At 43.9% G+C, this 20,075-nt stretch carries 11 protein-coding genes; 5 read left to right on the top strand and 6 right to left on the bottom strand.

Going from position 1 to position 20,075, the window contains the following annotated elements; all coding sequences use genetic code 11:
- Window positions 1-37 precede the first annotated feature (37 nt).
- Window positions 38-9,859: an amino acid adenylation domain-containing protein gene (locus tag ACT89M_RS16990; protein ID WP_487344759.1), complete on the top strand. Its 9,822-nt coding sequence runs from the start codon at window positions 38-40 to the stop codon at window positions 9,857-9,859.
- 155 nt (window positions 9,860-10,014) lie between these two features.
- Complete coding sequence (locus ACT89M_RS16985; protein ID WP_154890503.1) at window positions 10,015-10,197, top strand: YjfB family protein; 183 nt, start codon at window positions 10,015-10,017, stop codon at window positions 10,195-10,197.
- A 166-nt stretch (window positions 10,198-10,363) separates the two neighbouring features.
- On the opposite strand, the gene ACT89M_RS16980 is transcribed toward ACT89M_RS16985, so the two are convergent.
- From ACT89M_RS16980 to ACT89M_RS16965, 4 genes are all read right to left on the bottom strand, one after another.
- Window positions 10,364-11,077, bottom strand: coding sequence for an HAD family hydrolase (locus ACT89M_RS16980; RefSeq protein ID WP_154983762.1), 714 nt, complete (start codon window positions 11,075-11,077; stop codon window positions 10,364-10,366).
- Between the two features lie 127 nt (window positions 11,078-11,204).
- A complete protein-coding gene (locus ACT89M_RS16975) occupies window positions 11,205-12,242 on the bottom strand; it encodes a zinc-dependent alcohol dehydrogenase (protein ID WP_154890502.1) in 1,038 nt (345 codons plus the stop codon).
- 72 nt (window positions 12,243-12,314) lie between these two features.
- Window positions 12,315-13,553, bottom strand: coding sequence for an aspartate aminotransferase family protein (locus ACT89M_RS16970; RefSeq protein WP_154890501.1), 1,239 nt, complete (start codon window positions 13,551-13,553; stop codon window positions 12,315-12,317).
- 107 nt (window positions 13,554-13,660) lie between these two features.
- A complete protein-coding gene (locus ACT89M_RS16965; protein ID WP_154890500.1) occupies window positions 13,661-14,869 on the bottom strand; it encodes an MFS transporter in 1,209 nt (402 codons plus the stop codon).
- A 310-nt stretch (window positions 14,870-15,179) separates the two neighbouring features.
- On the opposite strand from ACT89M_RS16965, the gene ACT89M_RS16960 reads away from it, so the two are divergent.
- Window positions 15,180-15,896 (top strand): pseudouridine synthase, encoded by a 717-nt coding sequence (locus tag ACT89M_RS16960; RefSeq protein WP_154890499.1) that lies wholly within the window; start codon window positions 15,180-15,182, stop codon window positions 15,894-15,896.
- 133 nt (window positions 15,897-16,029) lie between these two features.
- On the opposite strand, the gene ACT89M_RS16955 is transcribed toward ACT89M_RS16960, so the two are convergent.
- Both ACT89M_RS16955 and ACT89M_RS16950 read right to left on the bottom strand, forming a co-directional pair.
- Window positions 16,030-16,959, bottom strand: a complete 930-nt coding sequence (locus ACT89M_RS16955; protein ID WP_487345318.1) for a DMT family transporter — start codon at window positions 16,957-16,959, stop codon at window positions 16,030-16,032.
- A 5-nt stretch (window positions 16,960-16,964) separates the two neighbouring features.
- Window positions 16,965-17,816 (bottom strand): AraC family ligand binding domain-containing protein, encoded by an 852-nt coding sequence (locus ACT89M_RS16950; protein ID WP_154890498.1) that lies wholly within the window; start codon window positions 17,814-17,816, stop codon window positions 16,965-16,967.
- Between the two features lie 190 nt (window positions 17,817-18,006).
- On the opposite strand from ACT89M_RS16950, the gene ACT89M_RS16945 reads away from it, so the two are divergent.
- Together ACT89M_RS16945 and ACT89M_RS16940 are read left to right on the top strand one after the other, a co-directional pair.
- Entirely contained in the window at window positions 18,007-18,315 is a 309-nt protein-coding gene (locus ACT89M_RS16945; RefSeq protein ID WP_154890497.1) for a Dabb family protein, read from the top strand.
- 158 nt (window positions 18,316-18,473) lie between these two features.
- Complete coding sequence (locus ACT89M_RS16940; protein ID WP_487344758.1) at window positions 18,474-19,943, top strand: protein adenylyltransferase SelO; 1,470 nt, start codon at window positions 18,474-18,476, stop codon at window positions 19,941-19,943.
- Window positions 19,944-20,075 lie beyond the last annotated feature (132 nt).

Below are 20,075 nucleotides of genomic sequence, written 5' to 3'. Positions count from 1 at the left end.
AATGAACTGTAAATATAAATAGTGATCGGGGTGCCGTATGTCTATATTTAAGAAACAAGAAATGTATTGGGCAAGCCGATTTGAAGAAGAAGATGTTCTTGTTCATTTGCCTTATTGCAAGATAGATTTCAAACACCCACACGATACTAACCGACAAAATTATATGTATAAGCCATTGTCAGTCGAAGTATCTAATAAAATCAAATCTATCTCTAGAAACAATCCCATGGCCATGTACACGATATTATTATCCGGAGTTCAGTGTCTTTTATATAAATACACCCATGAAACCCAAATCATTATGGGCATGAGAGCGATGGAAGAGAAGAACAGTGACCTGGCGCTCTCCAATAAGGTTCTCCTCTTAAAAAATAATATCGATCATACGATGTCTTTTAAGTCCATATTTAATCAAATGAAGGTCAGTTTCAGTGAGGCTGTTCAACATCAACGAATCTCTTTCCGAAAAATGGTTGAAGGTTTAAGCATTGACTACGATTTGAATCATGCACCAATGATTCATACATTGGTTTCATTAGGGAAAGCTCAAACGGTTTCTGATGAAAATAACGTAAGAGCAGCCACGTTATTTCACTTTGACCTGGAGAACGGGATTGTTCAATTGAAATTAACCTATGACGCAGAGCGTTATGATCGAGATTATATGGTTCAAGCCGCAGAGCATCTCGATCAATTGTTCGCTATCTTATTGAACCAGCCCGATCTGGAGTTAAATCGCGTCGAACTATTGTCCGTTTCCGAGCGGAACAAACTGTTGTTTGATTTTAACGATACAAAAGTGGTTTATCCACAGCATAAGTTAATGCATCAATTATTCGAAGAACAGGTGGAGCGGACGCCGGATCATCCTGCAGTCGTATTTAAGAGCAGTGTATTAACCTACAGAGAATTAAATCAACAGTCCAATCAATTGGCTCGCACACTTCAAGCAAAGGGATTGCAGCCAGGGCAATTTGTTGCAATTATGGCAGAACGATCGCTGGAAATGATTGTGGGATTATTGGGTATTCTGAAAGCTGGGGGGGCATACGTTCCCATTGATCCGGAATATCCGGCAGATCGTATCCAGTTTATCCTTAAGGACTCAAATGCGGCTTGGTTGCTTCATCACAGTCACATCCAAATACCTGGATCATATGAGGGTACGTCTGTTTTTCTCGAAGATGATGCCCATCGCAGCAACAGCCATTCGAATCTGGAGTATTCGGTCAGTGACAGTGACCTGGCATATATGATCTACACGTCAGGAACAACGGGCAACCCCAAAGGTGTCATGATTGAACACGCCAACATTGTAAATTCCCTGCAATGGAAAGCGGACTTTTATCATTTTAGCGGAAACGACCGGGTGTTAATGCTGAATCCCTTTGTGTTTGATTCGTTCATTACTCACTTTTTTGGCCCGATCATCTCTGGAGCAACCGTATACGTATTGAACGGGCAGCAGTGTAAAGATGCGGTAGCCATCAATTCGATGATCAAAACACAGGCCATTACGCATATTCAAAGCCCGCCGAGTTTCTTGATGACTCTTTTGGAACAAGCGCAAGCTGCGGATTGGGCTTCGATGAAAAATGTAGTCGCAGCGGGAGAGAAAATCGTACCTTCCTTAATACATCGATTGAAACATATTAATCCACGGATCGAAGTATGTAACGAGTATGGCCCGACTGAAAATAGTGTGGTATCTACCGTACTTCCGATTAACTCGACGGAGCAATATATCTCGATCGGAAAGCCAATTGCGAACAATAGAGTCTACATTTTAAGTGAACGCCGTGAATTGCAGCCTGTTGGAGTACAAGGAGAATTATGTGTTGCGGGAGCGGGAATTGCCAGAGGTTACTTGAATCGTCCTGACCTGACGTCAGAGAAGTTTGTCGATGATCCGTTTGTACCTGGAGCGAAGATGTACAAGACGGGTGACTTTGCAAGATGGCTGCCCGATGGAAATATCGAATATATCGGAAGAATGGACCATCAAGAGAAAATTCGTGGATACCGGATTGAACTTGGTGAAGTGGAGGGTGCCCTTTTAAAAATAAACCGGATTCAAGAGGCTATCGTGATCGCTATTGAAGATGAGGCGGGAACAAAGCAATTATGTGGCTATTTCGTAGGAGCCGAAGCAATGACCATTGCGGAGCTACGGGAAGAGTTAGCTTGGCATTTGCCAAGCTACATGATTCCATCCTATTTTGTACAGCTGGATCAGATGCCGCTTACGTCCAATGGAAAGGTGGATCGCAAAGCACTGCCTTCTCCCAAAGAACATATGCTGAAGGGAATGCAATACGAAGCGCCGCGTACCATCATGGAACAACAGCTAGTATCTATCTGGGAAAGTGTGCTGGGGGTACAAAACATCGGACTCCGGGATAATTTTTTCGAGCTGGGCGGGGATTCGATTAAATCCATTCAAGTATCGTCGAGGTTATATCAGGACGGTTATCAGGTACAGATGGAACAGCTGTTTAAGAACCCAACCATTGCAAGCTTGATTCCGCATGTTCAGCCCGTAAGCATTAAATCAGAACAGGGAACCGTTTCGGGCAAAGTGTTATTGACGCCTATCCAACATTGGTTTTTTGAGCAGTACAAGGTGGATCCCCATCACTATAATCAGTCCATTATGCTATATCGGCAAGAAGGTTTTCACGAGGCCGCTCTGCGCCAGGTGTTCGATAAAATGATTGAGCATCATGATGCACTACGCATGGAGTATCATTACAACGAACAAGGTTATGAACCGTGGAATCAAGAGCTGGACTCACCAAAATCATTCTATACGTTTGAAACGATGGATTTTACGTCGTTAGCAGATCCATCTCATTCAATCGAGAAGAAAGCCAATGAACTGCAACGGTTGCTCAGCTTGGAGCGCGGCCCTTTGATGAGGTTGTGTTTATTTCAATGCGCAGACGGTGATCATCTATTGATTGTGATCCATCATTTGGTGATCGACGGGGTTTCATGGCGAATTCTGATTGAAGATATATCAAAGAGCTATGAACAATTCATGCTTGAAAAACCGATGCAGCTACCACAGAAAACGGCATCGTTTCAATTATGGGCGGAGCAGCTTCAGTTGTATGCGGACAGCGAAGTTATGAAACAGGAATTGGACTACTGGAGAGAAATGGAACAAACCTCCTTTACGCCATTACCGACCGATTTCAGAACGAACGATGCCCTGGAAAAAGACAGCGAAGAACTAACGCTGGAATGGACGCCAGCGGAAACAGAACAGCTATTGAAACATGCAAATCGTGCGTATAATACGGAGATTACCGATCTTCTGCTTACTGCATTAGGTATGTCTATTTATCAATGGACGGGCAGTGATCAAATTCTTGTGAATCTAGAGGGACATGGCAGAGAATCGATTATTCCGGATCTTGATATTACACGAACGGTCGGATGGTTTACAAGCCAATACCCTGTTTTGCTTAACATGAAAGAACATTCCAATCTATCTCTGCTCATTAGAACCAACAAAGAGGTCCTTCGCAATATCCCTAAAAAAGGGATTGGATACGGGATTTTAAGATATTTAAGCACACATCGGAAAGAGACTCCATTTACCTTGAATCCTGAAATTAGCTTCAACTATTTGGGACAATTCGATCAGGACCTGCAACATAGCGGGATGCAAATGTCTCCTTATTCCGGTGGAGCCGCAGCAAGCGAGAATCATAGAAGAAATGTCCTTATCGATGTTAATGCTTTGATTATGGATGGCAAATTGTCCTTGTCCTTGAAGTTCAGCCGTACACAATATCATAAAGAAACGATGGGGCGAGTGGGGGCCTATTTCAAGAACCATATGCGAGAATTAACCAAGCATTGCTTAAGCAAAGAGAAGCCGGAATTAACACCAAGTGATCTATCCTTGAAAGGCATGACCATTGAAGAGCTAGAAGGTCTGGTTCGCGAAATTGAACTCATTGGTGAAGTTGAAGACATATATGCGCTGTCTCCGATGCAAAATGGAATGTTATTTCATGGTTTACTGCATTCGAATTCTGAAGCTTATGTGCTTCAAACGACACTGGATCTTCATGGATTGTTAGACGTGAAAGCATTTGCGAAAAGTTTGGATCAACTGATCGAGCGGAATTCGATTCTCAGAACGAATTTTCATAGCCAATGGAAACACGGTCCCCTGCAAGTGGTTTACCGTCATAAACCAAACGGGATTCTATATGAAGATTTGCGAGAAATGAAGGAAGAAGATCGTGACGCATATGTGGCAGCTTATATTCGAAAAGATAAACATAAAGGTTTTGATTTGTCCAAGGATGTGTTGATGCGGATATCGATTTTGCAGACGGATGATCAAACTTATCGTTTCATTTGGAATTATCATCATATTTTAATGGATGGCTGGTGTCTTTCACTTGTGATCCAGGAGCTGTTCGATGGTTATTTTGCAATTCTGGAACGACGGCAAGGTGAACAACAAACAGCTTCGCCTTACAAACACTATATTGAATGGCTAGATAGACAGGATCATAAAGCATCACTGAAATACTGGAATGACTACTTGGAAGGCTATGAGGAGCAGACCGCTTTGCCAAAAGAGCACAGCATTCGGAAAAGCAACGAATATCATTCCGAAAATCTAATTTTTCCACTGAGTCGGGAATTAACTGAACGCATCACACAGGTTGCAAGTCAGAATCAGGTAACCCTGAACACGCTAATGCAGACGGCTTGGGGAATGTTGTTGCAGAAATACAATAACAGTAAGGATGTCGTATTTGGAAGTGTGGTATCCGGCAGACCCGCAGGGATCGCTGGTGTTGAACGTATGATCGGCCTATTCATTAATACGATCCCTGTGCGAATTCAATCGCAAGGAAACGAAACATTCGCGGGGATGATGAAACGGATCCAGGAGCAAGCTGTCGCTTCGCATCCGCATGAAACGTATCCATTATACGAGATTCAAGCGGAAACCAGGCAAAAGCAAAATTTGATCGATCACATTCTCGTGTTTGAGAATTATCCGGTCCAAGGCATCACGGAACAGTTTGGGGATCAAGAGCAGACAGCTCTTCGCATTACGAATGTAGAAGCAGACGAACAAACCAATTATGATTTTAACTTAATTATCAAACCGGACCAAGAAATGAAATGCATGTTCTACTACAATGCCAATGTCTATGATCGGGGAAGCATAGAACAGATCCAAGGACACTTCATTCAACTTTTAGAGCAGGTCGTCCTGAATCCATATATCTCCATCGATGATATAGACCCGATGACAGCACAGGAGAAAGTGCATATATTGCAATCTTTTAATGACTCGAAGGCCACATATCCGATGGACCAAACGATTCATGGACTGTTTGAAGAACAGGTGGAACAAACGCCTGAACACATCGCGGTTGTGTTCGAAGGTCAACAGCTCACCTATCAGGAACTGAACAGAAAAGCCAATCAATTGGCAAGAACTCTGCATGCTAGAGGGATTCAAAAAGAGCAGTTAATTGGAATTATCGCTGAGCGATCGTTAGACATGGTGGTGGGAATGCTTGCGATTCTAAAAGCTGGCGGTGCGTATGTACCGATTGATCCTGATTATCCAGAGGAACGTGTGAATTATATGCTCGAAGATTCGGGTGTGCATATATTGCTGCTGCAGCGGCATATACAGGAGCGTATCTCTTTTACAGGAGAACGCATCTACCTTGATCAGTTAGACGATTATGAAGATGATTCCAACTTGGGAGTAACGGTGTGCCCAACAGGGCTGGCCTACGTAATCTATACTTCGGGAACAACAGGGAGACCCAAAGGCACATGCATTGAACATAAAAATGTGGTTCGATTATTGTTTAACAGTCAAAATAGATTTGATTTTCAATCATCAGATACATGGACGCTGTTCCACTCTTTTTGCTTTGATTTTTCCGTATGGGAAATGTACGGTGCTTTGCTCTATGGAGGCAAACTGGTTATCGTCCCCCAAATGACAGCTAGAAGCCCGCAGCAATTTTTACAATTGTTAAGAGATGAGCGAGTAACCATTTTGAATCAAACGCCAACGTATTTCTACCATCTCCTTCAGGAGGAGTTAACAAGTAATGGAGAAAGATTGAATGTTAGAAAAGTGATTTTTGGAGGGGAAGCACTCAATCCGGCTTTACTAAAAAACTGGCGAGAGAAATATCCATCTATTCAGTTAATCAATATGTATGGCATAACGGAAACAACCGTTCATGTAACCTATAAGGAAATTACTGAAATTGAGATACAGGCGGGTAGGAGCAACATCGGTAAACCGATCCCGACACTGCAGACCTATATATTGAACACGCATCAACAGCTGCAGCCGATTGGGGTTCCGGGAGAGTTATATGTTGCGGGAGAGGGACTGGCCAGGGGATATCTGAATCGACCTGAGTTGACAGCAGAGAAATTCGTAGAACATGCCTGGATTACTGAAGGAAAGATGTACCGAACTGGAGATGCTGCCAGATGGCTGGCAGATGGAAATATTGAATATTTGGGACGAATCGATCAGCAGGTGAAAATTCGAGGTTATCGAATTGAACTGGGAGAAGTGGAGACCGCTATTTTAAAAATAGAAACGGTCCAAGAAGCGGTTGTAATCGCCCATGAACAGGAGGACGGATCCAAGCAATTATGTGCTTATTGGAAAGGCAACAGTGCATTGTCAGCCAAGGAGATTAGATCAGCATTAGCTCATGAAATCCCGGATTACATGATTCCGTCTTATTTTGTTCATGTAGATCATATTCCGTTAACTTCCAATGGTAAAGTTGACCGGAAGGCATTACCTTTACCACAAAAAAATGTAGATCAGATAGCCGAATATGAGGCACCGCAGAGCCCAGTGGAACAAGCGATTATCTCTGCCTGGGAAGCCGTGCTTGGTGTTCAGAGAATCGGCAGATCAGATCATTTCTTTGAGCTTGGGGGAGACTCGATCAAATGTATTCAAGTGGCATCACGATTGCTTCAGTCAGGCTATAAAGTGGAAATGAAGCATTTTTTCACCTATCCGGTCGTATCCGAATTAAGTGAACACGTCACCTCTGTGAACACTCATTATGATCAAGGGGAAGTAACAGGGGAAGTCTTACTGACACCTGTTCAGCGTTGGTTCTTTGATAAAAACATGGTGGATGCACATCATTACAACCAGGAAATGATGTTCTTCCGTAAAGATGGTTTCGATATCGGCTTCATTCACAGCATGTTGAAGAAAATGGTCAAGCAGCATGATGCACTTCGCATCGTTTATCGTCAGGTACCAGAAGGTGGATATGAAGCGTGGAACCGCGGAGCTGAAGAAGACGGATTATACAGTTTGGATATCTTCAATCTGACGAATGTAACGGATCCGGCACCTTTGGTTGAAATAAAAGCAAAAGAAATCCAGAGCAGCTTGGACCTGGCTCACGGCCCATTGATTAAACTTGGCTTGTTTCAATGCGCTGAAGGGGATCATTTGCTCATTGCCATTCATCATCTGGTGATTGATGGAGTGTCATGGCGTATTTTGTATGAAGATATTCAAACAGGGCTTGATCAGTTCCACAGAGGGGAAGAAATCTGCCTGCCTCAAAAAACGACTTCGTATAAACAATGGGCAGAAGAGTTATCTGCCTTTGCTGTTCAGCCTGTGATGAAGCAGGAATATGCATACTGGTGTTCTGTGGATCAAGTCGAGCGAACTCCGTTGCCTAAAGATATGGATTGTAAAGAAAGCATTGGAAAAGACAGCGAAACGATTACCTTGCATTGGACGGCAGAGGAAACGGAGCTGTTATTAAAGCAGACCCATCGTGCGTACAATACGGAGATTAACGACATTTTGCTAACGGCTTTGGGAATGGCAGTTCATGATTGGACAGGCATGGATAAAGTGGTCGTGAACCTGGAAGGGCACGGCAGGGAGGATATTCTTCCAGAGCTGGATATTACGCGTACCGTGGGATGGTTTACGAGCATGTATCCAGTCATGATTAGGATGGAAGCGGGAGCTGACATATCTAAAAGAATCAAGTCTGTCAAGGAAGGACTGCGCCAGGTCCCGAGTAAAGGGATCGGTTACGGGATCTTAAGGTATTTGTCAGCATGGACTGAAGGAGACAAATTAGAGCGAAATCCCGAAATCAGTTTTAATTATATGGGTCAAATAAACCAGAATTCGGACCAGGCTGGTATTCAGTTTTCAACGTATTCCAGTGGACCTTCCGTCAGTGAAAATAACAAGAGACCGTTTGTGCTTAATATCAACAGCATCGTTGTAGAGGGGAAATTGGCACTGACTATCAATTATAGTCAAAAGCAATATCAACGAGAAACGATGGAGCAACTGGCCTATTCTTATAAGGATAACCTTCGTAAAATAATCGAGCATTGCACCATTAAAGAACAAAGGGAGCTCACCCCAAGTGATCTTTCACTTAAGGGATTGACGATAAATCAATGGGATCAGATAGTCGAATATACCCGAAGTATCGGTCAAATTGTGAATGTGTATCCACTTACCCCTTTGCAAAAGGAAATGCTGTACGAGAGCGAGCGGAATCCTGTTTCGGGTGCGTACTTTGTACAAATCTTGTTTGATATGGCCGGGAATTTGGATGTGACCTCTTTTGCACAAAGCCTGGATCAAATCATGCAAAGGCATAGCATATTAAGAACTAATTTTTACACGGGAATGCTGGACATTCCTCTTCAAATTGTGTATGAGCAGAAGAAATTTGAATTTAAAGTTGAGGATATAACAGGCAAAAGCGAAATGCAGCGTAAAGAGTATATCGATCAATACATCAAGCAGGATCAGGCTTTGGGATTTGACTTGCAAAAAGACTCGTTAATCCGGATGTCTGTTATACGAACAGCCCTAGAAAATTATCATGTCATTTGGAGTTTTCATCATATTTTGATGGATGGCTGGTGTATGTCTCTGATCAGTAAAGAGATTTTCGAGAATTATTTTGCGATCCGGGAAAATCGAAAACCTGAAATGAGCCTGTTAACACCCTATAGTGAATTCATTGAATGGTTGGAGCAGCAGAACAATGAAGGAGCGATAACCTATTGGAGTCGTTACCTAGAAGGTTATGAGGGACAAACCAGATTACCTGGAGGGAAAACTAAACCGCACTATGAAAGACAGGATTCCAGAACGCTAAACTGTCATTTGGATGAGGAACTGGTTCAGAGAATGAAACAAATTGCTGAGCAACAACAGGTGACGGTGCATACATTTATGCAAACCGCGTGGGGCGTATTACTGCAACAATATAATGAAAGTAAAGATGTCGTATTTGGCAGTGTTGTATCGGGCAGACCAGCAGTTATTCCTGGGATTGAAAGCATGATTGGACTATTTATCAATGCTATTCCTGTTCGTATTCGGGCTGAGGGTGAAGAACCCTTTATCACACTGATGAAAAGGACCCAAGTACAAGCTGTGGATTCACATGCTTATGATACGTACTCGTTATATGATATTCAAAATTTGACTAAACAAAAACAAGCCTTGATTAACCATGTAGTCGTGTATCAAAATTTTCCGGTACAGGATCGGCTGGAGGATTTGGGCAAAATAGGTGAAGTGCCGCTTGAAATCACGAATGTTGGGGGAACGGAACACAATAGTTTCGATTTTACTTTAATTATTAAACCCCATGAGCAAATGAAAATCATATTAATGTTCAATGCTAAGATATATGACATCGCTACGGTTGAACAGATTCAAAAACACTTTGTTTCTATCATTCAACAAGTGGTGCTGAACCCCGAGGTTCATATCAATGATCTAGACTTGATTACATCGGAAAGTTATTAATGTATGTAACAACCCAAACAACTGTTTTCAGTGATTAACAGCGGTTTGGGTTGTTCTTTTTGCTGATATGTTGACCGGGTTTTTAACAATAGCTTCCCTTCTGGCCGATATATAATGAGTACAATTACATGCGAAGATAAGGAAGGAGAGATCACATGGATATCGCAGCACTATCTATGGCCAAGAGTCAGGCTTCGCTAGCTCAGGCGGCAAGTCTGCAAGTGATGTCAATGACCAAAGATATGGCACAGCAGCAAGGTCAGCAGATGGCCGAGATGTTGAAGTCGGCGCAGGCTCCTCACCCCAATCTAGGCAGAAGTCTGGACATTTCGGGTTAAGCTAGTTCCGACGGCATTTTAAGTTTATTATCTTTACAAAACATGCAGCAAGCAAAACACGAAGCAGCTTCAATTCATTGGAATTGAGCTGCTTCGTGTTTGTTTTGCGTTATTAAATTATTTCGTGTTTGTTAATATGCAGGTTTTCAGTATAGATATTATGATATTAAACTGATCTTGGTAAGTCCGGTGCTACGTTCTCAAAAGGCAGCTTATCTTTCAATGTCCATAGCTCATCATAGCTGGAAATTTGCACATCTGCTTTGGACAGATTCTGATTGCCTGACCCCGGATTATGATAGCCGATACAACGCATGCCTGCACTTATGGCTGCTTGAACCCCGTTGCGTGAATCCTCTATAACCAGACAATTCGCCGGAGATACACCGATTCGCTCGGCTGCGGCCAGGAAAATATCCGGAGCCGGTTTGCCGTGTTCAACCTCTTCACCAGTCAGGCGAACATCAAAGAACGCACCCAATCCCGTTTTCTCCATGATTAGATCAATGAGTGCCCGAGGGGATGAGGAAGCAACGGCAATCGGGATGTGTTGCTCATGTAGCCAGCGTATCCACCGTTCTACCCCAGGCATAGCCACAAGCTTGGCATGAGCTAACATCTTTTCCATGACATGCTGCTGATGATACGCAAGAATCTCTTCCAGCGGCACCTTGACCTGATACTTGTCGATAACATGTTGCCACATGGATTCTAACGTGACACCAACAAAAGAATGATGTTCTTCCAACGTCACGGCTGCCCCAAAATGATCAAATGAACTTCGCTCTATCTCGAAATAAATCGGTTCACTGTCGATCAGAACGCCATCCATATCAAAAATGACCCCTTGAATAGAAAGATGACGATGTTCATCTTGCATCTGATTCCTGTCCAGACGTCCAGCCACTTGATCTGCTGTCATGCTGCATTCCTCCTCTGAATGATGTCTCATATGTTTTAGTGTAACTGCTTTTTATTCAGCATTCCAGCAAGCTACGAAAAACGAATTAATTGGATTGCAGTACAACCTTGATGGCATGAGAGGAGGCTTGTAAGGTGCGTCCCTGTATATCGCATCCAAGTGTGCGGAATGCTTCTTCGTAATCTTCCAGCGGAAAAGAATGGGTTATAATTTTTTTGGCAGGAATAATCTGTTGTTCAATCATATAATGTGCGGTGGCAAACGTTCCAAGCGAATCAATAGAGCCGATAATTTTCAGGCTGCGATCCACTACTTCCTTCGGGTTAAATGACGTATTTCCATCCCGTAAACCAACCAGCATCAAATAGCCGCCACTGGCAAGCTGTGACAATACTTGAGTGCCTACAACTCCAGTAGTATCTACAATCATATCCACTTGTCCGGTTGCAGGAGCGATGTCTGCAATCGCCTGTTCAAAGGAAGAATGAACTTGCCAGCGATCGGGTGCGATGGAACCTGCAATGGCTAAGCGTTCCTCGGAGATGTCGACCAGACTTCCGGTGACACCTTTGGAAGCAAGTGCATAGCTGTACAGGATGCCAATGGGTCCAGCCCCAAGAATAATCGTTCTGAAATTCGGCAACAAATGAATCTGATTAATGCCTGTCAACATACAGCTTAGCGGCTCGGTTAGAGTAGCTTCTTCATAGCTAACATGATCTTTTAATTGATATAAAAAGCGATCTTCTGTCACGTAATAATCCGTGAACGTGCCATCTGCACTTACTCCCGTTTCCGTAACGGACTTGTGAGTACAGTGGTTCTGCCTTCCTGTCCTGCACATCTCGCATTGACCACAATAATACGTAGGGTCGATGACGACACGATCTCCTGGTTGCAGAGTGGTGACGGCGGAGCCGACAGCAATTACTTCACCTGCGGATTCATGTCCAAGAATGACGGAAGGAATCGCATGATATTTTCCGCTAACAATACCTAAATCTGTTCCACAGACCCCGGTTGCCCGTATACGCACAAGCACCTGATTATCTCTGGTAATTTCGGGAACGGGTCGTTCCTCGAGTGCGACATCCCATGCAGATTTATATACTAATGCAAGCATGATGGAACCTCCTTTTTTTGTAGGAACTACATTTTTTCAAACTACTTTCGACGCTAAAATAACTTCCGATCATTAATGAACGCTGGCGAGGACAGAATCCAATCGATCGACAATCTCCACCAGTTCGTCTTCGGTCGTTGTCAGAGAAGGGCGTACTTTAACGACGTTGCCAAAGCCGTACCGTGAACTGCGTAGAATCAAATGTTGATCTTCAAAGGCACGGTCGATGATCGCATTGGTTTTTGGAGTATCTGGCTCATTTTGATCACCCACGATTTCAAGTCCCCACATGAGTCCCACTCCGCGGGCTTCTCCGATGCTAGGATATTTCAGAGCGAGCTCGTGTAGCAGTCCGCCAAGCAAAAATCCTTTTCGTTTGACCGCATCCAGAAATCCCGGTTCTGAGACCACTTCCAGTGTGGATTTGGCAGCGGTGACCGAGATGAGATTACTGCCTGAGGTAAAAGAATGCTCATGTTTTTCCAGTACATTTAATCGAGATTGCATCAGAACTGCAGCTACAGGTACACCGATACCGCCAAGGCCTTTGGCAAGTGTAATCATGTCGGGCTGGATATCAAATAATTCGCTAGCAAACATCGTACCCGTACGTCCGACACCCGTTTGGACTTCATCAGCAATGAGAAGCATGTTGTTCTCATCACATAATTGGCGAAGGCGCTTGAAATATCCTAACGGTGGAACGATGTTGCCGCCATTTCCGAGAATGGGCTCAATAATCATACAAGCAACCGAGCCTGAGCTGGCATACTCTATAGCATCAGATATCGCTTCAACACATTGATATCCGCACTCGCTACTTTCACTTTTGAACGGGCAACGATAACAATATGGTGCGGGTACATGAACCGCATTAGGGGCTGACGAATTAGGAAAACGCTTGCGTCTAAAGGCATTACCTGAGATGCCCGTTGCGAATTGGGTCTGTCCATGATGAGAAAGGTACAAGCTGATGATGTCCGTTGATCCTGTATACTTCTGGGCAATTTTAGTTGCGCACTCATTGGCCGTAGACCCGGTAATATCCCGCATCCATCCGGCATCGATATTGTTCGGAGCGTACTCAATCAAGTGTTCCAATACTTCATTGACGTAAGGTTCCGTGAAGGAGGAAGACATATGCGTAAGATTGCCGACTTGTTCCTGAATTTTATTGACTACATGTGGATGATTATATCCCAAGGACAGATTAAACGTACCCGAGACGCCATCTAGATATTCCACACCTGCATCGTCAATCAACTTAATCCCTTTTCCGACTGTAAAGCGGTTATTGGTTAAAGTTTGCATTCGGATTCCTCCAATAGTTTAGTGTACTAGCTAGGTGAACAATATGATTCATTCCGGATGGTTTGGGCATCCCCCCTTTCAGGTGTTGAAGTCAGTAGCCTTGCAAATTATATTTCTTTGGTTTGTTGCGGGAATGCAGAGCTCAACGATTCATCTCGAGTGTTCCACAGGTGGGAGAGGATCAATGTCAGCAATAAAAGCAAACAAAATCCCGCTAAAATCATGATGGTGCCGACGATCGGCCATGCGCTCATACTCCATCCCGTGAGGTACTGTAACGTTGCACCGCCTATACCGCCGGAGGCAATCAATATACTCGTTGTCCTTTCCGTCATGCCAGGAATCAGTACATTCGCATAGACGAGTGCGATGCAGAATAAACCCGACATAAATAATCCTGTTCCAAAGATTAGCCCATATGTTACCCATTGACCGGACACGAATATCATAGATACCGTAAACAGCAATGTACCTATCGTGCTCCAGATCAGGAAGGGCATATAATTGACGGCTTCAGCGATTTTGCCAGAGAAAAGGCGTCCTACAATCATGGCAATCCACAGAATGGATACACTTAGGGAGGCGATAGATTCTTTCAGTTCCAAACGTTCTACCAGAATGGAGGGCAGGAAATTCATCAATCCAAGCTCCAGTCCCATGTAAACAAAGAAAAAGACAACGAAGAGGGAGAGCAGCCCCAGATGTTTTTTGGAATAACGGACTTTGTTTGCCCCCTGTTGTGCCGTGTTTTCTCCAGCCTGTTCGAGGTATTGTGCAGCAGGCCGAGGCATGGTGACCCATGAAACCATGAGGATAAGTGCGCAGGCAGCAACCGTGAAGAACGTCAAGTGCCACTGACCCAACCAGATGAACAGAGCTGCCGCCGCGGGGATGAGAAGTGCGCCAAGGGCGAAATAAACATCCAGTTTGGACATGGCGACCGCTTTCTGATTTTCCGTAAATTCAATAGTGAAGGCTCCAACAGAAGGTTCGATGATGCCTGAGCCAAACCCGACAAGAATGGTTAACAAAAGCAGGACGTTCCACGAAGGCAACCATCCGAGCACCAAATAAGCTGCAATAATGAAGATCAACGCAAGGGTGAGCATCCATTTTCGACCAATTTTAGCCGTCATGGACGGTGACACAAGTACACCGACAAGAAACCCGAGAAACTGCAAAAATAGTAGAAATCCCCCGTCACTGTAACCGCGTTCATAGTGAGGTAATAAAACGGGTAGAAGCGCACCAAGTACTACGCTGGTTATGCCAATCAGCAGATAGAAGCCGCAACTTAAAACGAATATTCTTTTCAAATGTCTACCTCCTTGAAGTGGATAACATTTTTATAAATTGAAATAAATGTTTATTTTATATTTAACTTATACCATAATTTTGAAAATGTACAAGCTTTTTATTGTAAAATTATGTTAAAGTTTGGCGAGGTCATTCTTTTTTTAGTTCATCCTGTCCGATTACAAGATTTATGTCGAAGGTGACTCAGTTGCGTCGCTTTTCATTTCATGAGAAGATGAGGTTCAACGCTTTTAAGGTAAACGGAATAATTGTTCAAATGAATGAAAGAACAGTTGTATATACAGATCAAATAATGAGAAGCGGTGAAATATGTTAATCAACAAATACATAAGTGAGACGGGGCATTTTTCCCGCAGGGAAACGACTCGGCGCATTGCAGCCGGAAGAATTACAATCAACGGCAGGGTATGTGTAAAAGGAGATACGGTTGCACCAGGAGACATCGTGCTGATGGATGGGGAGCGCATTCCAGAGCGGAATCATGAGGCCGTGTATATCGTTCTGAACAAACCCGTTGGCATTACATGCACGGCAGCTGAACATATTGAGGGCAATATCATTCAGTTTGTGAATTATCCTTCACGCATTTTTGCAGTCGGCCGGTTGGATAAAGGGTCAGAGGGGTTGATTTTACTCACCAATAATGGAGATATCGTGAACAAAATGATGCGTTCGGAGCATCATCATGAGAAAGAATATGTCGTTACCGTGGACAAGCCAGTCACTGATGCATTTCTTCAATCCATGTCAAAAGGTGTGGAGATTCTGAATGTGGTTACCAAACCATGTGAGGTGTATAGACAAGACGAGAACGTCTTTCGAATTATTTTGACACAAGGGCTTAATTTACAAATCCGCCGAATGTGCAAAGCGCTGGGGTACAGGGTTTTAAAGCTGGAGAGAATTCGGATTATGAACATTACACTGGATGAACGGTTGAAAAGGGGAGAGTGGAGACATCTGGAGAAACAGGAGTTGGAGTTACTTATGTCTCAGTTAGATCAAGACAAAGCAGGGGATGAGTAGTGATGGACTTGCCCAATCTCTGTGATATAAGCTAATTTTTTTCGAAAAAGACGCAGAAGACACGACCCCGTTTGCTAGGGATCGTGTTTTTTACATTGTGAACGTGATTACGTAACTTCTAACGAGAAGTGAGTTAAGTGTTGCGACGTAATTTTGCCGAAAATACGTTGCACTTTTTGCCTCTCGCCGTGCTCTCCGAAATGTAAGAGCCATACAACGTAAGGGATGCACCTAGTATGCTAACCCATGTCAGTTGCTCATGAAGAATAAGTGCAGATGAACCAACTGTAATCAGAGGTACGAGATAGATGTATACACTTGTTGGAATCGCTCCTAGTAGCTTAACGGCTTGATTCCATGTCACAAAACAAAGGGCTGAAGCGCCCACACCGAGAAAGAGAAGGTTCGATAAATTGGTGAGGTGTGTGAATCTAGCGACATTCAGATCAGATTCTACTAAACCCAACGCTGGTAGCATGAATAGCAGGCCATAGAAAAACACTTTACGTGTTGCGCCTATAACGTTGTAGTTTCGTAATCCGATTTTACGCATCATAACCGAGTACACTGCCCACACCACAGGAGCGATAAATGCGAGTAGATCACCCAAGGGATTAAGTTGCAACATATAGCTTCCGTTCAGGGTAATCAGGATAATGCCACAGATCGCAATGCCAAATCCGCTTACAAAGCGGGTCGTTAACCGTTCCCCATCCAGAAAAAAGTGGGCAAGTACAGCGGTGAAGAAAGGAGCAACGGATACAATGATGCCTGCATTGGAAGCTGTCGTATATACCAAGGCCATATTTTCAATGAGAAAATATAAGGTCACTCCGCATAAACCTGCACCGATAAATAATGCTTCTCCCCGCAAAGAAACAATTTTCTGAGTACGTGGATAGATCATCCACAGGACGAGATAACCAATCAGAAAACGGAACAATAAGATTTCAACAGGTGTAAAGTCCTTCAGTAACACTTTTGTTGAAACAAAGGTGGTTCCCCAGATGAGAATGGTAAATAAGGCAAGCAGGTGTCCGGCAACATGGTTGTGATTACGCATTAAAGTCATCGCTTGTTTTCCTGCAATCGTTTAGTCTCGGCTCCGTGATTAAAAATACGACGATATTGTTTGGGCGTTAGACCAATCAGTTTTTTGAAAAAGTTGGTGAAATGGCTTTGATCGCTAAAGCCTGTCTGAGCAGCAACATCTATAGGCAATAGTCCCTGTTCCAAATGGCGTTTGGCATGATTGATCCGTATCGTTTCAAGATAGCGGTAGGGAGATATGCCTTTTTGACGAGTAAACTGTCGCAGTAAATGGTATTTGCTAATCCCCGAAATCTCGGATAATTCATTCAAGCTGATGTTTTCCGAGTAATGGACTTCCATATAATCACACAGTTGCCGAATCTCTAACGTTATCTTCTGTTCGGTTTCAGCCATCTCTGCATCAGCGTAGTCCTTCAGCAGTTGATCTAGTAGCAAGAGAAGCATCTCTTCTTTGCAGAAGTCGGGTTGTTCCTCAAGTATGAACTGATGTAGCTCATGGAGCGAGGAGACCAGCTCACTCTGATATAGAACATGGGTGGAGAACCTTGGCAAATAGGCTTGTCCAGTAATTTCACGCACGTACTCCAGCATAACTTCTGGCTGAATATTGATGCAACGGTAATCCAATTTTCTTCCATCTACCTGCTCACAGGCATGAGGATCTTGGGGGTTGAAAACAATGATGTCACCGCTATTTAATAGGTATTCCTCGTTGTTACAGACGAGATGCCGTTTCCCTTCTTCAATAAAACCAATCACATAATAGTCATGAAAATGATTGGGAAATTTCTGCATGATGCCTTCAAATTGATAAGCTTCCAGTTGCAAATCTGGATCATACACGACGGTTCGCACTTCGCGGCTCATGATGCACCTTCTTTCTGGTATGTTTAGGTGATTATAACGTGCATCTGAGGCTGAATTCTTGAACAATATTGCTTATTATACCGAAGCGGTGAATCGAGAACATCTATTTGAGTTCAGTTTAGGTTTAATTTAAAATAAGAATGAGGCTGAATGTAAGATTATCCTCCAATGGATAAGGAGATGGGATAATATGTTTGAACACTTGGTTATTTTTAAATTTAACGATAAAATCACACCTGCGAAGCAACAGGAGTTTGTAGCTCAGTTGCTTGCGTTACAGGATCAAATTCCTGGGATTGTTGATCTGACGGCTGGCATGAATGTAACGGAGGAAACCGATCGCATTCAAGGATTCACCCTGGGATTAAGAGTGACATTTGAAGATCAGGAAGCCTTGCGAGCATACGGTCCGCACCCTGCACATCAGGCATTCGTAGCCTCTCTGGATGGCTGGATTGAGAACGTGATTGTAACAGATTATCCGATCCCTGCGAAGTAAAATACCAATAAACACTTGGTTTTATGCCGGATGATCACGTCAGATAAGAACTGTTTTACTTTGGAATTTCCATGCGACGACATAAATGAGTATGGGTTCACAAATGCTACATGAAGATAAACAAAGGAATTTCTTTGTTAGGAGAAGGAGTGTGACCCATGGAAAAAAACGATTTAAACGCAGGCTGGAATCTGGAAAACAGTTATGCAGAACTGCCTGAAACGTTTTATACAAGACAACAAGCTGTGGCTGTCCAGTCTCCAGACTGGATCATTTTTAATCAAACACTGGCGGTCAGCCTGGGGTTGAATGCAGATGTACTGCAAAGCCCCGAAGGCACAGCTATTTTCGCGGGTAATAACATACCAGACGGAGCCGAGCCCCTTGCACAAGCGTATGCAGGTCATCAATTTGGTAACTTTAATATGCTTGGGGATGGACGTGCTTTGCTCCTGGGTGAACAGATTACTCCGCAAGGGGACCGAGTGGATATTCAGTTAAAAGGTTCAGGACGGACGCCGTATTCCCGCGGAGGGGATGGACGTGCTGCCGTTGGCCCGATGCTTCGGGAGTACATTATCAGTGAAGCAATGGCTGGCCTGGGAATTCCTACGACACGAAGCTTGGCTGTTGTCTCCACAGGAGAGAACATTTATCGTGAAACAGAGCGCCCAGGGGCTATTCTCACTCGAGTCGCGGCCAGTCACATTCGAGTCGCAACTTTTCAGTATGCAGCCCAATTTGGTTCGGTAGAGGATTTACGTGCGCTCGCAGACTACACGGTACGTCGTCATTTCCCGCAAGTAGAAGGTAACGAACAGCGTTATCTAAGCTTCCTACAGGAAGTGATCAAACTTCAGGCGCACCTTGTTGCAAAGTGGCAAAACGTAGGCTTTATTCACGGGGTCATGAATACGGACAATATGGCAATTAGCGGGGAAACGATTGATTATGGTCCCTGTGCCTTTATGGATACGTATAACCCAGCGACGGTGTTCAGCTCAATTGACAGACAAGGCCGATATGCTTATGGCAATCAACCATACATTGCGGGCTGGAATTTGGCTCGTTTTGCTGAGACATTACTGCCGTTACTACATGAAGATGAAGAGCAGGCTGTTCAAATCGCTCAGGATGCCATTGCACAATTTTCGGAGCACTATCATCATCACTGGTTAACGGGTATGCGAGCCAAACTCGGTTTGTTTACGGAAGAAGCGGAAGATGAGACCTTGATTAAGGACCTGCTCGATCTGATGGAAAAGCATGCTGCAGACTTCACGAATACGTTTGTGACATTGACTCTGAATAAACTGGAAACCTCCACACTTAGTGACAAGTCCGACTTCAAGGAGTGGCATACACGCTGGCAAGACAGATTAGTTAGACAGCCGGAATCCAGCGATGAAGTGATGGAACAGATGAAACGAAACAATCCCGTAGTGATTCCGCGGAACGAGAAGGTAGAAGAAGTATTGGAGCGAGCGGAGCAGGACGGAGACTACAGCTTGATCCAGCCTTTGCTGGATATTCTCCAGCGTCCTTATGCGTATACTCCTGAACAGGAAGCATTTGGTGCGATGCCAGTGTCCTGTGACCCTTCGTATAAGACATTTTGCGGGACGTAGCCTCTCTGTGAACCTGAGAGGAAAAGGTGTGGGCTGCCGAGAGGCAGCTTTTTCATTGTTAGCCGCTATAATCGATTATATGAGGTTGATCTCACACCCTAGATGTTAGAGAGAAGGAAGGTGAATCTTGTG

This window comes from Paenibacillus sp. NN59, from assembly GCF_057597225.1.
The sequence above is the reverse complement of the archived record's forward strand: the minus strand, read 5'-3'. Positions and strand labels throughout refer to the sequence as shown.

Coding starts and splice junctions, on each gene's coding strand:
- ACT89M_RS16990 (WP_487344759.1), top strand. CDS start 38: ATGTCTATATTTAAGAAACAAGAAATGTATTGGGCAAGCCGATTTGAA.
- ACT89M_RS16985 (WP_154890503.1), top strand. CDS start 10,015: ATGGATATCGCAGCACTATCTATGGCCAAGAGTCAGGCTTCGCTAGCT.
- ACT89M_RS16980 (WP_154983762.1), bottom strand. CDS start 11,077: ATGCAAGATGAACATCGTCATCTTTCTATTCAAGGGGTCATTTTTGAT.
- ACT89M_RS16975 (WP_154890502.1), bottom strand. CDS start 12,242: ATGCTTGCATTAGTATATAAATCTGCATGGGATGTCGCACTCGAGGAA.
- ACT89M_RS16970 (WP_154890501.1), bottom strand. CDS start 13,553: ATGCAAACTTTAACCAATAACCGCTTTACAGTCGGAAAAGGGATTAAG.
- ACT89M_RS16960 (WP_154890499.1), top strand. CDS start 15,180: ATGTTAATCAACAAATACATAAGTGAGACGGGGCATTTTTCCCGCAGG.
- ACT89M_RS16955 (WP_487345318.1), bottom strand. CDS start 16,959: ATGCGTAATCACAACCATGTTGCCGGACACCTGCTTGCCTTATTTACC.
- ACT89M_RS16950 (WP_154890498.1), bottom strand. CDS start 17,816: ATGAGCCGCGAAGTGCGAACCGTCGTGTATGATCCAGATTTGCAACTG.
- ACT89M_RS16945 (WP_154890497.1), top strand. CDS start 18,007: ATGTTTGAACACTTGGTTATTTTTAAATTTAACGATAAAATCACACCT.
- ACT89M_RS16940 (WP_487344758.1), top strand. CDS start 18,474: ATGGAAAAAAACGATTTAAACGCAGGCTGGAATCTGGAAAACAGTTAT.